The sequence below is a fragment of the uncultured Bacteroides sp. genome, assembly GCF_905207245.1.
In the GTDB taxonomy this organism is placed as follows: domain Bacteria; phylum Bacteroidota; class Bacteroidia; order Bacteroidales; family Bacteroidaceae; genus Bacteroides.
The window spans coordinates 1-13659 of record NZ_CAJLKP010000034.1; the positions used below are offsets into that span (position 1 = coordinate 1).

A 13659-nucleotide genomic window follows, 5' to 3' on the forward strand; every position below is an offset into this window, starting at 1 on the left:
TACGGGTGTGCATCACCGGGGCGATGTCGCCCAATACGGCTTGAACGTCGGAGTTGCTTACGGTGGAGATTTTCGCCAGGTCTCGGGCGATTACCTCTGTTTCCACGGGCTTGCCCTGCACGATGGCTTGGGGATAGTAAACCGCGTTTTTCTTGTTGAATGCTCTTTTCCAGAATGGCATAATCAGTTGTTTTAAAGGATTTGTTAATTATTTTACTTGTTCTCGCTCGTTTCCTCAAGAAGGCGCTACGGATAGTTGTAGAGGGGGTGCCGCTTTGAGTAGCTCAAGGTAGTACATCGAGCGTGTCAATGTACTACTTCGAGCGTGTCAAAGTGCTACCTTTACAAGGTCAAGGCGGCGCGGCTTGCGGGGAGAAGGGGCGGATTGTTGTGATTTTTATTATAGGATATCGACACCGCCCATTGTGGCATTGCCTCCAGTAGTAGTATTGCTTACCCACGGGGTGATGGTGCAGCCTTCGACTTTCAAGCCTTGCTTCTTTGCCGTGATCTCGTATGAGTAGGACTTACCTGCCTCAAGGTTGGGCTTGATTGCATTGTCCTTGGTGGTATAGACTTGTTCGTCTATGGTTATGGCGAGTTTTAAACCATTCTGGCTTACGTCTTGCGGAAGCAGGATGAGTGAGTAGGTACGGACGTTTTCGGCATCAGTATGCTTGAATGAGGTAATCTCCCAATCAGAGGTGGCGTTTGTACTTGTAACGCTAGTCACACCGGTGGTAACATTGAACGTACCTTCGTGTTTCAGTCCGCTCAGTTTGAATGTGTTCCCCGTTTTGACCATATCGCCTGCGACAAAACCGTCAGAGGTAGATACTTTCAATACTAACTTCAGGCGTGCCATCTTGTGCTTGAAGGAGCAGTCTGTGCCATTCAGTTCACTTGTTTTATCCGCAAATGTCACGGCAGGGCTTGACTTGCTTGCCGTGGCTCCCGAGGCGAAAAGGAAGTCGATTTTCTCCTGACTGCCAGCCTGGGTATTATCGATCGATCCATCGGTGTTCACATCAATAACACCGTCGCCCTCAGTGCCGGGCAGAGCATTGGCAGCAGATTCCTGATAGGGCGCGTATGCAGTGAATGTCACTGTTTCATTGGCATCCTGAAAGAAGATGCCCGCTCCCGTTGTGGCGGGGGTGAAGGTGGCAGTCTTATCATCGTTTGTTAATGTGGAAGCTGTGTACTTCACATTCTTGTAGCTGTCGGCCATCTTGCTGTCGATGCCGGCTGTCGTACCGGTGACACTCTCCACCCTTACTCCGATATTATCACTTGTTTTCCATTTGTCATCCACCGCACGGGTTGAGGGGCCGCTCACGCCTGCCGTAATCCGCGCTTCCACCGGACCATTATTCACTTCGTTCTCGTCGTTGCTGCAAGCGGCCAGCATGGTGGCTACGGTTGCAATCATTAAATACTTTGCTTTCATAATTCTTAATCGTTTATAGTTTATAGTTCATTATTGAAATTCGTTTCTTCTATGTTCAGTTGGCATCCACTTTTCCGCCGTCTTCCAGATTCCAGGCTTCTATCTGTCCGCTCACTTCCACGCCCGTGCGGTTCAGCTTCACGGTGTAGGTGTACTTGCTTCCGGCCGTGAGCGCCTTGTCCATGTTCCAGGTGAAGGGGGCGTCGTGGCCGTTGTTCAGATTGAACTCGAAGGTGCGGCCGGTAGCGGCATCGGGCAGCAGGACGGCTTCGTAGACGTAGGCATCGGCCCGCTTGGAGAGCGTGATGTCGGCAGCGTTTGCGGCGTCAGCCTTCAGTGCTCCCGCGCTGAGGTCGAAGGTGGCGGTGGTGTTCTGGCCGTTCACTTTCACCGTCAGCCCGCTCATGTCTCCGGCGGCGACTCCCGCACCAGGTTGCACGGTCAGTATCACCTTGCAGAGCTGGTGCTTGAAGGTGAGGGCGGCGGTCTTGTCCGTCTTCTTCTTCCCTTTCACGTTGTTGGAGTATAGCAGGTCGAGGGCTTCCTGATCGCCCTGTGCGGCTACATTGATGGCGTAGAGGTAGTTCGCCGGTGTGGCTTCCTCCGGTGCGGTTTCCGCTTGCGTGACGATTCCCTGCGGGCAGTAGGCGTAGAAGTCCACCCCGCTGCCGTCCATCGGGTAGTAGATGGTGGCGCCGTCGGGCTTGAAGGCTCCGGTAGCGGTAGCGTCCGCCACGTAGCGGATGTTATCCGCTCCCTCACTGATGTTCGCCGGCAGGAGCGGATTTCCGGCTCCCACCATAAAGATGCCGATGGCATCGGTAGCGGACCAGGTCTGGTCCACGGCACGGGTTTCGGTCACTCCCACGGAGGCGCGGAATTCTACCGGCACGCGGCCGTCCGTCAGGTCCGCCGGTTCATTCTCATTATTGCTGCAAGCGGCCAGTGCAAGCGCCGCTGTTGCCAGAATCAGATAATTCTTCATTGATTGATAGTTATTGTTGTTATTCTTCATTTTTATTCGGCGCTGCCCGGTTCGCCCCCGTTGTTTCCCTTGTTCCAGTCCGTGATGGTGGCGGTTACGTCGAGGGTGGTGCGGTTGATGGTGATGTTATAGATGTTCTTGTCGCCGGAGTTGAAGCTCTTGTCTTCGGGAATGTCCCAATAGAACTTCTCGCCGGAGGTTTTGAGGGTGAAGACGAGTTGCCGTCCCGTGGCGGGGTCTTTCCCCGTCAGGTTGTCCGGAAAGAGGATGGCCTCGGCGGATGTGCCGCCGGCGTCCGTCAGCAGGGTGACGGGGGCGGATTCTTCCGTAAAGCCGATGGCGCCGAATTCCGGGTCGTAGGTGGCCGTTTTCCATTGCTTGGTGATTTCCACTTTCAGGCCTTTCAGGTCGTCGGCGCTGATGCCGCTGCCGGGAGCGATGTTCAGCGCCAGCTTGGTGAGGCGGTGGCTGAAGTCGAGGCTGACTGCGGGCTGGAGCTTGTTATAGACCGTTCCGCCTTCCTCCGTGTTGCTCCTGGCATCGGCGGTCATCAGGTCGAGGGCGGCCTGCGAGGTCTGGTCGGTAAGGTCGGCCGTCCATGCGCCGGCGGTCACGTCTTTATAGGGATACCATGCGTGGAAATCCACATTGCCGCCGTCTATGGGGAAGTAGACGGGGGTGTTCACGGGGATGAAGCCGTCGCCTTCGTCCGTCTTCCGGTAAGGGACGTTTGTTGCGCCTTCGGCGATATCGGTTGCGCCCGCCGCATACATATAGACGCCTATTTGGTCATCCTTGTCCCATTGCGCGTCGTGGGCACGGGTCTGCACGTTGATGCCGCCCGTCACTTTGAGGGGCACGCGCCCGTCGTCGCCCGGCGCACCGGTCTCATTGTCGTTGCCGCATCCCGCCGGAAGGAGCAGGACGGCGCAAAACGCCGCGCCGAGCAGCATGCCGGGCAATCCGCCCGCTCCGTTGAAGTTCTTTTTCTTCATGTTCTTCTCGTTTTTTTTAAGTTGTACGATTTATTCTTGTTACTATACTGTCTTTCTCTTTTAGTGTATGTCTATCTTTCCGTTGTCCACCACCGTCCAGTCGCTGATGCTGCCCGCCATTCCCGCTTCTACGGGCAGGCTCAGGCTTCCGGTCAGGGTCAGGGGCGTGTTGCCGTTGTGGAAGGCTGCCAGTTGTGGGGTCAGGTCGCTCTCGATGGTCCGCGTTTCGCCGTTGCTGAAGACGATGTTCACCGTCAGCGTCTGGTGCTCCGCAGGCACGATGCCCATCAGGCGGAACGAGGCGTTGCATTTCTCCTCTGCCGCGGCGAAGTCGTTGCGGACTGTCACCGCCGTTCCCTGCCGTTCTCCCTTGCGGATGTCCACCGACTGCTCCACGCCCGAAAGGGCGCCCGTTATGGAAGCGATGCGCTTGTAGTCGCCTTCGCTTACCGACAGTTCCATATCCAGTTGTCGTATCCATTGGCGCGGTTTGGCCGTGATGCGCAGCGTGTCGTCCTTCTCTACTACAACGGTCTCACTGACGGAGAACAGGTAATCGGGCAGCGGCTCTACACGGTCGCCGACGGCTCTGCTGTCGGTTATCCCGTTCACCGAGGCGATGTCGCCGTCGATGGTGATGCCCTGGGGCTTGTTATAGACCGCGAGCGTATGTTCGCCCGGCTCGGAGAGGCGTTCCACGGTGTTGGTGCTTCCGCTTACGGTCTGTTCGTGGCCGTCCACATTCAAGATGTAGCTGTCCGCCACGGCTTCGGGCAGCAGGTCGCTCCAGTCCATCTGCACCACAACCGCCCCCTTGTCGGGGTGCGGCGTGTTGTGCAGCTCGTCCTTGACGCAGCCCGTCAGCGAAGCACCCGCTGCCAACAGCAGCGCGAGGCTCAGCAGTCCGGTTGCCTTTCCAAGGGCTGTCCTGCAATGATGATTGGTGTCGTAAACATGATGTTTAGCTGCGTAAAGGTCATGTTTAGCTGCGTAAAGGTGACCTTTGTCAGAGCAATGTGTATCTATATTCATAGCTGTCATTCTTTTTATCGTTTATAAAAGTTCCAAACCAACGACACGCCGGCAGATACCGGACCCCACCAGTTCTTGCTCTCATTGCCACAACGTACACGCACGCCGTCGATGACCTCGTATTTGTCATAGTCGGCATGGATGCAGCCGATGCCGAGATTGAAGTCCAGCACCAGCGCGCGGTTCAGTTTCCACTGATAGCCTCCGGTGATGCCGCCGCCCGTCAGGTCGCCCTGCTTGCCGACAGTGGAGAACTTATAGTTGAACTCGCCCACCTTATATATAGCACCGATATATCCGCGCTTCTCCTTACCTATATAATAGCGCACTTCGGGAGCGATTTCCCAAAGGGCATAGCGACGGTTCTTGTTGTCCCAACTCCAGGATGTCCACGAGCCGTTGACAAGAATACCGATATGGCGGTTGATGCGCCATTCGATGCCGAGGTCGGGAGTAAGCGTTGCCCACCGCAGCAGGTTCGCACGCAGTGCAAACGTATAGGGAGCCGCTTTTGCCTTGTCCTCGATTTGAGGAGCGGTGTTTTCCGAAACAGTGACTGCACTTTCCGTTTGCCGGTTCTCCACAACCGGTTCGGCTACCGTCGGAGCCTCCTTTTCCTCAGGCTGAACGGTCGTCTCTTTGGCAACCTCCTTGGGGGCTGTCGGGAAAAAGATTCTGACCGTCACATAGTCGCCGTCCGTGGCATGGTTGCGGGTGATGAAATACTCCTCGCGCATTCCGTCGCGACTTATCAGTTCGCTTTTCACCCGGTTGGAGCGCAGCCTTGCGATTGCCAGATTCTCCGCTTCATCGGAAGTGGAGTTGCAATAGCCGTCCACATACAGAGGCAGCCTGCCGTCCGTGATTTCCTGACGGTATTGTTCCACAAACAGGGAAAGGCGTTGCAATTCGGACAGGTTGTTCTTGTAAGGAACGAAAAACGAGTTTCTCTTGGGTACAAACCGGAATTCGTACACGCTGTCCGCTTCTTCTGTTTGGCTTTGTGCCGACAGGGGCAGCACCAACAGGAGGAAAAGCGGCAGTAACATCATTCTTTTCAACATTCTATTTATGATTTGGATAAATTCTTCGGGAGTTACGGGATCTTTCATCCGGTTCACGACGGGGCGTTCATCTACAGGTACAAAGTCTTTCACTTGCAGATAAATATTGATATAGCGCACCAGAGACTCACGTGTGCTGTTGAGCCTGCGCCGATAATAAACAACGAAAAGGGAAAGGATAACGATGGCAACAATGAAGGTAACCAATATGATGATTACCGGCAAATTATCAGCGACATATTTTCCCTGAACAGGAATATTTTTTATTCCTGCAAGAATTATCCGGCTGTATGTAATGGTTTCGTTCATCGTTGTTTCCACCCTTCCACTTCACACGTATAACTTTCACACATGTAATCAGATAGGTCGAAAGCAAAGTTAACTAGATATTTCAGATGCCATGTATTTTATGGGCGCAACTTTGTAACTTGATGCCAAGTTACATGTAACATGAACGATTTCGTCATGTTACATTCCATGTTACATTTTGGTTTTCAGTCTCGTAACTTACTTATTGTCAGTCACTATATGGCTTTTTCGGAAAGCGGACGGCGTGATGCCGAAATATTCGGAAAAAAGTCGGTGGAAATGTTGGCGCGAGTCGACGCCGCACATTTTGGCAATGGCGTCGATGGTATAATTCGGATATTCGGTGAGCAGTCTGGCCGCATAATCCATGCGCAACTTGTTGATATGCTCCGAGAAATTCCGTCCGGTCTGTTCCTTGAAGTGCTCGCCGAACAGAGAGGCGGGAACGTGCAGTTCTTCATGCAGGCTCTTCGCCGTGATGCCCGGTTGCAGGTAAAGCTGACGGGCGGCGATTTCATGCAGCACCCACTTCAGCCGGTCTTCGGCTTCCGATTCTTCGGAGACTTCGGCCTTTTCTTCAAGCCGTTTTCCCATGGCTTCGATTTTCGCCTTGTATGCACGACATTCCTCTTCTTTCTGTAAAAGCTCGTCCTTGCAGGCAATGCCCTCCTGCACGGAGCGCACCAGCGACACGTTGCGGCGGTGTATCTGGCGGTTGCAGTACACGACAGCACCCAAAGCGCCTATCACTACCACCACAAATAGAGCCAACAGGCGTTTCTCGTCCTGCTCTTTCTGTATCTGCTTGTCCTTCTCGCCGCTTTCGTAGATGATGGCCAGTTCCTGAGCGTCGTCCTGCTGCCTGCGCTTGGACAGGGTATCTTTCAATGCGATGATTTGGCGGCTCACGTCAGTCGCCTCCTTGTAACGTCCCAGCAAGGTCAACGCTTCCACTTCATCGACCAGCAATCTGTCCGCATAGTATTCACTCTCCGTATTCCGTTTTTGCTGATATATCTGCTTGGTGGTCTGGATATTATGCAATGCTTGCTCATAGTCTTTGGTCCATAGCTGGTAATGGGTGAGCAGCACCACTCCATCGGGCGAATTGGCATAGGCTGTAGAGAGGCACTTCCGGTAGCATTCGGTGGCCCGGACCTTGTCACCAAGATGCTGATAGATTTCCATGCATTGAGCGTAGACGAAAGCCTTGTACATATCTATGGCACCTGTCGGTGCCTCGTCCTCCAGCTGTTCATGCCGGCTGTTGGCTTTCAGGATGTTGGGAATCAGTGTGGCGGCCTGCTGCCATTCGCCCCTGACGCACAGCGCATCCATGGTTTCGCCCAACACATAGATAAGCTCGTTCACACTGCCCCATGAGTGCTCTTTATCTACCATTTCCTCATAGAGGGCAATGCTCCGGTTCATGTTGGCTTTCGCCTCCTTGGTGATTCCGAGATAAATCTGGCTCATGCCGATGTACATCAGGAATTTGGCTTCCAGATTTTTCAATTCATGCGTCCGTGCCATTTGCAGTCCATGGGTGGCATAGCGGATGGCGGCGGCGTAATCGCTCGATTTGTAACAAAGTCCGGAGAGCAGGGTCAGATTGCCCAGATAAGGAATGGTCTCTTTTTGAAATTCGGTATCCTCATACGCCTTTTGGCAATAGAACTTGGCGAGTTTGCGATGTCCCAGACCGTTCTGGTATATCATGGCTTTCACAGCATTGAGGCAGGTATGGTCCGGCCGCAGCAGATTCAGCATTTCGGCTGTATCGGCCAGCACCAGTGCCCGCTGCGGTTCGCTGATGGCTATATCGTAAATATAATCGTATCGGTAAATACTGTCACGGCTCTTGTCCGGTGCCGTGGCAGAGGGCTTCTGCCCGCAGCTGTTCAGCAATAGGGTGAGAAGTATTCCCAGATATATGTGTAACTTAGCCATATTTTATATATGTAAGAATCAATGCGCAAATGTACGTAAAAAGAGCCGAACTGAAATCACATGGAACCGAAATTTTATATTGTGCAATCAGAGTTTCTCTGTCAATACATTTGCAGAAACTTCTTTTAGCGTAGGACGGTTAATAGATACTTTAGCTTTAAGACGTTCTTGTAAGTTAATGGGTATTAGTCTGGTTAATCATAAGGCTGATTTCTATTTTCTTATATAGCTCGTTCTATCTATTTCGAGCAGCAGGTGGACGGTAACCCTGCGTTTTCCGTTCACCTGCATTGTGGTATTGATATGACCTATATAATAATGCCATATAGGGATGACTATACAGATAAGATATCTGTATTCCTTTTGGTCCGGACTATGTGTTTGATACCTCGCCGGACAGTACTCCATTTCGGGAATATCGCAAATGGGCGTACATTTCCATAACTGACGAGTATCATTAGCAGTGATACCAATGCCCCAATGAGCAGCCAACCATAGATTTCCTTCATTGAGACAATTAGAGCCTGCATTTGCACAATTCCGTAATATTGACTGATAGTCGCATGTGTTATGCCGGGATTGAAGTCCACTATGTTTGAACTGAGCAGTGAGGCGTTTCGAGCCATTGTATGCTTTAAGAATTCTCCAATAATGGCCGGCCCGAGTGTCGCTCCCATTACTGCGCCCGTGAATCCGTTGATGGTAAGCGCCTGCGGAAATACTTGAAACGGGAGACCACTCTGCACAATCGAGGTAAGAAAAACAATGGAGATTATTACAGATGCAGCACCACGGAGAAATAGCGGGATGAAAAACATCTCTTTCTCAATGCCGTAGTCGATGAAGAAATAGAAACAGGCGAGATAACCGGTGGCCAGACCAAATGCTATTGCCGTCATAGTCTTGTAGCGCCACTTATGCAATGCGAAAGTGAAATAGGTGAACGTACATCCGGTGATGATTCCGGCAAAGACATACCAGTTCAGATCGATAAGGTTGTTTTCGTCAAATCCAAGTATATTGGCGGCATAACTGTGCTCAAACACATGTTCAGTGGCAATCAGTGTGAAGAAAACGAGATAGATGCCTGTGGCTCGTATCACATTGTGGTTTTTCATCGCCTTGAATGATATGTAGGGATGATGAAGGAATGTAGCCCGCCACAAGTTTATGCCGAGACAAGCAAGTCCGATTAACGTGGCACCTCTTATCTCCGTGGCCTCCCACCAGTCGTAGAAATTGCCATAAACGCAGATGAAGGTAAAACCAAACATGAAACCTGCCCATAAGATTGCACCTATCCAGTCGATGCCGAGTAAAGGGATGAACATTGGTCCGCGCACAGGCTTCACGAATATCATAACCATCAGTATCATAAGGGCGAGTAGTCCGATCATAATCCAATGCATGTATTCCCATTGAGAGAAGAAGACTGTATAGATGGTGGCGATGCCGCTTAACTGTATTACGCTATCAACAATTAAATAAACGTAGCAAAAGAATATCGCCATGTCACGTACTGGGGTCAGCCATAGCTGTATTGTGGAATTGCAGGCGAATGTAGCCTGCATCCTGAACCAACCCGCTACGAAACAGGTACCGATAAGCAACGGTACATTGGTGGTATGGGCGCATATCATATTGGCAACAATTAGAACTATGCCTGAAATGATCAACTGGGTTCGGGTGGAGAAACGGAACTTGATACGGAACATAACGGCAAAATTGGTAGCCAAGCCTATCAGCGAGGCGTAGCCCGCCATGAGAATATCTTCTTGCATCAGTGCCGTGGTACCTACCATGTCGGATGCGGCGGCAAGATAAACTCCACTTGAAAACTGGATTATCAGTACAAAGAAAATGAATAAATACGGCTTTAGCCGTCGTGGAATGAAAGTGGGAACATCCGGAATGTCGAATACTCCCTGAGAAATGTGCCAATCTGCCATATCAATACTTCACGTTACATTCCACATTCATACCAGCATGTAGTTGTGCCATATCCTCCGGTTTATTGTCTTCTGTAAATTCAATCCTTACAGGTATGCGTTGACGCACTTTCACAAAATTTCCGGCCGAGTTGTCTTGTGGTATCAGTGAAAGCGATGCACCGGTGGCTTTGGAAATTGACTGTATCTTTCCGCTGAAAATAATATCCGGGATAGCATCCACTTTTATCTCGACCTTACTTCCGGGAACGATGTGGCGGAGTTGGGTTTCCTTGTAGTTGGCAGAAACCCAGATATCGCCAGAATCAACAATATCAAGTAGGGTCTGACCCGGTTGTATGAGCTGCCCTACCTGTATCTCCTTGCGTGAAGTATATCCATCGCATGGGGCTATAATTACGGTGTAGCTGAGATTAAGTTTGGCAGTTTCAAGGAGAGCTTTGGCTAGTTCAATTCCGGCTTCCGATTGTAATATGCGTTGTTGGTTGAGTTCGACGACTGACGATGTTGCTGAGCGTTGCCGGACAAGCATTTCGTAGCGGGCTTTTTTGGCTTCGTAATCTGTCTTAGCCCCATCATATTGCTGACGGGTGACGGCATCCCGAGCCAATAGTTTTTCGTATCGTGCCAAGTCGGTCGCCGCATTATCCATCAGCACTTTTGTTTCGGCTACAGATGCCTCGCTGACGGCTACATTTGCTGAAGCTGACGCAACCGACCGGTCGGCAACACTGCGTCCGGCGAGGGCATTTTGGTAATCGGCGTTTGCACGGGCCACATTCAGGCGCATGTCGTCATCGTCGATTATTACAAGCGTATCTCCTTTTTTGATTTTTTCGTATTCTTTGAAACGGATTTCTTTGATATAGCCTTGCACACGGCTATTGACGGGTACTATCTGCCGGCGCACCTGTGCATTGTCGGTGAACTCTACATTGCCAAGGTGAATAAACTTGCTGCCAACCCACAATGTTGCTGTGGCGATTACTGCAATGGTGATTATATAAGAAAGTATTTTTTTTCTAAAGTGTTTCATATTTTTCCTGTGGTGAATAAAAGTTTATAGTAATAGTAGATGATATTTATGTGAGCGTTTACTAGCTGTTTCTCCGCATCGAGTTTTGCATTGACTGCATCAAGCATATCGGTGATTAACGCCATATCTGCCGAGTATCGCGTAGTAATCGTTTGGTAATTCCGATCGGCAAGCTCTGCACTTTTCCGTTGAGTTTTCAGCTCTTCGTAGGCTTCTAGGTAGTGTATATAGTCAGCTCTTACACTGAGTGAGATGTTCTCGTGTGTGGCAGTAAGCTCTTCTGTTGCTCTTTGCGTGGCAGCACGGCTCTTAGCCAAAGACTTGTTGCTTTTATACAGCGAAGAAATATTGTAACTGACTCCGATCCCGATATACCAATAGCTTAGATTGCGGTTGATTGGCGGAACTTCTACAAGAATGGGACCATCTATAGTCCAACCTGCCTGAAGCCCTATCTTGGGCAAACGTTCGGAACGGATGATATCCTCTGCCTTGCGGCTTATATTAACACTGGAACGTGCGAGACTCAATGATGGGGAATTCGCCATTGCTTCCTGTTGCCACCAGTGTTCTCCCTGCATTGGCAAAGAGCGGACGAGAATGGTGGAATCCGGAACGACGACAGTCCCATCGGGTAATCCTGCCGTTGTCACAAGATTGGAATTGAGAATGTCGAGAGTGTTATTTATCCTGACAAGCTGCAGCTCAAGGTTCGATACCAGGAGTTCATAGCGTGTGATGTCATTTTGAAGAGCCGTTCCTTGCTCGTAACGTGCCTTCATTTCTTCTAACACCTTTTTGGCTGCGGATATATTGCTTTCCATAACCCGGTACAGATTGGTGTATTTATAGATGTCAAGATAGAACCCTGTAAGTCGGAAACGGATATTGTCTCGTTGAAAGTCGGTAGCATATCGTGTGGCTGTTGATTTTAACTCGGCAAGTTCTATGGCACTTGTCACGGCTCCGCCTGTATAAACCGGCTGGGTGAGATTTAGTGATAGTCCATTTCCCAAATGTGGTATAGGAGCTTTCTGATAATTGCTGAAATCGCGTTTGGTTATAAAGCCGTCGCCTATGTAACTAATTGACAGTGACAAGTCGATGTCTGGCAGACGACCCGCGCGTGCAATGTTTGTTGTACATGCGGATTCAGTCTGCGCAGTAAATGAAGGCCGGAGTTGCGCACTGTTGGTTTCGGCAGTCTTGAAAATCTCTTCCAAGGTTATTACCGACTGACTATAGGAGCGCATCCCGCCGCCCAACAGGGTTACAGAAAGCAACCCTGTGAGCAACCGAAGATTGTTCATAAAGAATTTGTTTTTATATGATGTAAATTAATTATTTGGTCAGTCAGGATATATGACTGAACTTAACTCGCGGATTTACGAGCCATAAACCGAAGCTGTGCTTTTCCAGTTCTCCAAATATCCCCAATTCCTTACAGGGATATCAATAGTTATGATACGCTTATTCTTTATAATCATACAAGTGCAACTCTTTGTGAATTGCGCTGCAAAACTACAAAAAAATGCTGATTTTATGATTATGTTAGACGATTATTTTATGTGCAGAATACTAGTGATGAGGAAATGAGAGGTATCATTTGTTACGTTTGCCAAACGTCAGAAAGTAATTGAGGCCTATTATGATTAAATGAAAATAGGAGATATTGACATTATCTTCTTGATACATTATGGTTTCATTCTCTTAGAACACACACAGTATGCCGCAATTATTCGTCCTGCCTCTTGTCAAACTTGCAGTTTACGAGGATGATGTACCAATCCGGGAAGTCAACCACACCTCTGTTATGTTTCCAGAAGCGGGTATGGAAACAGGTGCTCTTCCTTGGTGTTTCCCTTTCCACCTGATACTTGAACTTTTCTTCTCTGCTATGCGTTCTCACTACTCAAAAAATATCGGAATGTTTATGAAAGATAAAAAACTGGAGGCTAATCTTAGTATGGTCGCGTCGCGTGTCATGTCCGGATTGAATATGAATGCATTAAAGTTTCTGTTGCCATTGTGGTTGAGTGCATTGACGGGCGTCACAGTGCGATGTGTTTTTGCTGCTGTTGCATTCTGGATAACGGGTTGTTTTGTGAAAGAATCTTCTGTTACGAAACGTCAGCGAATCGGGCTTTTTTGTCTAGGTGCTTTTGGCCTCTATGGGTTTATGTTCTGTTATTTATTAGGTATCAGCAAGACAACCCCGGTTTCTAGTGCGATATTCAACTCTATGCAACCTATCTGGGTATTTCTGATATCTGTCATCTTTTTGCATGAGAAAGCAACATTGATGAAGGTCATCGGTATTACCATAGGCTTTGGTGGTGCTTTGTTATGTATTCTGACGCAAGGGAATGATGATTTGGCACATGATGCGTTTACGGGAAATTTGCTTTGTTTGATTAGTTCAATTGTTTTTGCCATATATCTGATTGTGAGCAAGAAGTTGCTGCAGGAGGTAGGGGTAATAACTATGATGAAGTATATATTCGGTGGTGCGGCAGTTTCCGGAGTGATTGTATCATTTATTGTCGGATGGGACGCTCCTTTGTTTATGGATGCCTGGCATGGGGAGTGGCATTGGATGCCATGGGTTATACTTGCTTTTGTTTTGGTTTTTCCTACTTATCTTAGTTATTTCCTGGTACCTATAGGATTGAAATACCTCAAAACAACAGTAGTGGCCATTTACAGCTATCTGATATTGGTCGTAACTACGGTAGTTTCTCTTTCTTTGGGGCAGGACCGTTTTAGTTGGACACAAGCCATTGCTATTCTAATGATTTGCACTAGTGTGTATTTTGTGGAAGTGGCAGAGAAAAAGCGATAGGACATTGATTTCTCGGTAAGAGTTCTATTTGATACGGTGACACTGAA

The 13659-nt window shown here is 49.4% G+C and carries 10 protein-coding genes and 1 pseudogene; 1 reads left to right on the forward strand and 10 read right to left on the reverse strand.

All coding sequences use genetic code 11. The annotated features are described in order from the left end of the window. The 10 genes and pseudogenes from QZ135_RS11750 to QZ135_RS11795 all read right to left on the reverse strand — a co-directional run. Positions 1-181, reverse strand: a pseudogene (locus QZ135_RS11750) (DNA-binding protein); the annotation flags it as partial. A 219-nt stretch (positions 182-400) separates the two neighbouring features. Continuing rightward, complete coding sequence (locus QZ135_RS11755; RefSeq protein WP_294609203.1) at positions 401-1450, reverse strand: fimbrillin family protein; 1050 nt, start codon at positions 1448-1450, stop codon at positions 401-403. A gap of 55 nt (positions 1451-1505) precedes the next feature. Continuing rightward, a complete protein-coding gene (locus QZ135_RS11760; protein ID WP_294609205.1) occupies positions 1506-2465 on the reverse strand; it encodes a fimbrillin family protein in 960 nt (319 codons plus the stop codon). 2 nt (positions 2466-2467) lie between these two features. Then, entirely contained in the window at positions 2468-3430 is a 963-nt protein-coding gene (locus tag QZ135_RS11765) for a fimbrillin family protein (protein WP_294609207.1), read from the reverse strand. Positions 3431-3490: 60 nt separating this feature from the next. Further along, complete coding sequence (locus QZ135_RS11770) at positions 3491-4462, reverse strand: hypothetical protein (protein WP_294609209.1); 972 nt, start codon at positions 4460-4462, stop codon at positions 3491-3493. Between the two features lie 14 nt (positions 4463-4476). After that, on the reverse strand, positions 4477-5526 hold the full coding sequence (locus QZ135_RS11775) for a DUF3575 domain-containing protein (RefSeq protein WP_294609255.1): 1050 nt from the start codon (positions 5524-5526) through the stop codon (positions 4477-4479). Positions 5527-6033: 507 nt separating this feature from the next. Beyond that, on the reverse strand, positions 6034-7785 hold the full coding sequence (locus QZ135_RS11780) for a helix-turn-helix transcriptional regulator (protein WP_294609211.1): 1752 nt from the start codon (positions 7783-7785) through the stop codon (positions 6034-6036). 335 nt (positions 7786-8120) lie between these two features. Continuing rightward, positions 8121-9734, reverse strand: coding sequence for a hypothetical protein (locus QZ135_RS11785; RefSeq protein ID WP_044272431.1), 1614 nt, complete (start codon positions 9732-9734; stop codon positions 8121-8123). A 1-nt stretch (position 9735) separates the two neighbouring features. Then, entirely contained in the window at positions 9736-10770 is a 1035-nt protein-coding gene (locus QZ135_RS11790) for an HlyD family secretion protein (RefSeq protein WP_294609214.1), read from the reverse strand. After that, positions 10767-12080 carry a TolC family protein gene (locus QZ135_RS11795; protein WP_294609216.1) on the reverse strand — a complete coding sequence of 438 codons (1314 nt, stop codon included), beginning with the start codon at positions 12078-12080 and terminating at the stop codon, positions 10767-10769. The genes QZ135_RS11790 and QZ135_RS11795 overlap by 4 nt, the downstream gene beginning before the upstream one ends. Before the next feature lie 623 nt (positions 12081-12703). Here QZ135_RS11795 and QZ135_RS11800 point away from each other — a divergent pair. Next, on the forward strand, positions 12704-13612 hold the full coding sequence (locus tag QZ135_RS11800) for a DMT family transporter (RefSeq protein WP_294609257.1): 909 nt from the start codon (positions 12704-12706) through the stop codon (positions 13610-13612). The last annotated feature ends 47 nt before the right edge of the window (positions 13613-13659 follow it).

Excerpts from the sequence above, each read along its gene's own strand:
- QZ135_RS11790 (WP_294609214.1), bottom strand. The coding sequence starts at position 10,770 with ATGAAACACTTTAGAAAAAAAATACTTTCTTATATAATCACCATTGCA.
- QZ135_RS11760 (WP_294609205.1), bottom strand. The coding sequence starts at position 2,465 with ATGAAGAATAACAACAATAACTATCAATCAATGAAGAATTATCTGATT.
- QZ135_RS11770 (WP_294609209.1), bottom strand. The coding sequence starts at position 4,462 with ATGAATATAGATACACATTGCTCTGACAAAGGTCACCTTTACGCAGCT.
- QZ135_RS11780 (WP_294609211.1), bottom strand. The coding sequence starts at position 7,785 with ATGGCTAAGTTACACATATATCTGGGAATACTTCTCACCCTATTGCTG.
- QZ135_RS11785 (WP_044272431.1), bottom strand. The coding sequence starts at position 9,734 with ATGGCAGATTGGCACATTTCTCAGGGAGTATTCGACATTCCGGATGTT.
- QZ135_RS11765 (WP_294609207.1), bottom strand. The coding sequence starts at position 3,430 with ATGAAGAAAAAGAACTTCAACGGAGCGGGCGGATTGCCCGGCATGCTG.
- QZ135_RS11755 (WP_294609203.1), bottom strand. The coding sequence starts at position 1,450 with ATGAAAGCAAAGTATTTAATGATTGCAACCGTAGCCACCATGCTGGCC.
- QZ135_RS11775 (WP_294609255.1), bottom strand. The coding sequence starts at position 5,526 with ATGTTGAAAAGAATGATGTTACTGCCGCTTTTCCTCCTGTTGGTGCTG.
- QZ135_RS11795 (WP_294609216.1), bottom strand. The coding sequence starts at position 12,080 with ATGAACAATCTTCGGTTGCTCACAGGGTTGCTTTCTGTAACCCTGTTG.
- QZ135_RS11800 (WP_294609257.1), top strand. The coding sequence starts at position 12,704 with ATGAAAGATAAAAAACTGGAGGCTAATCTTAGTATGGTCGCGTCGCGT.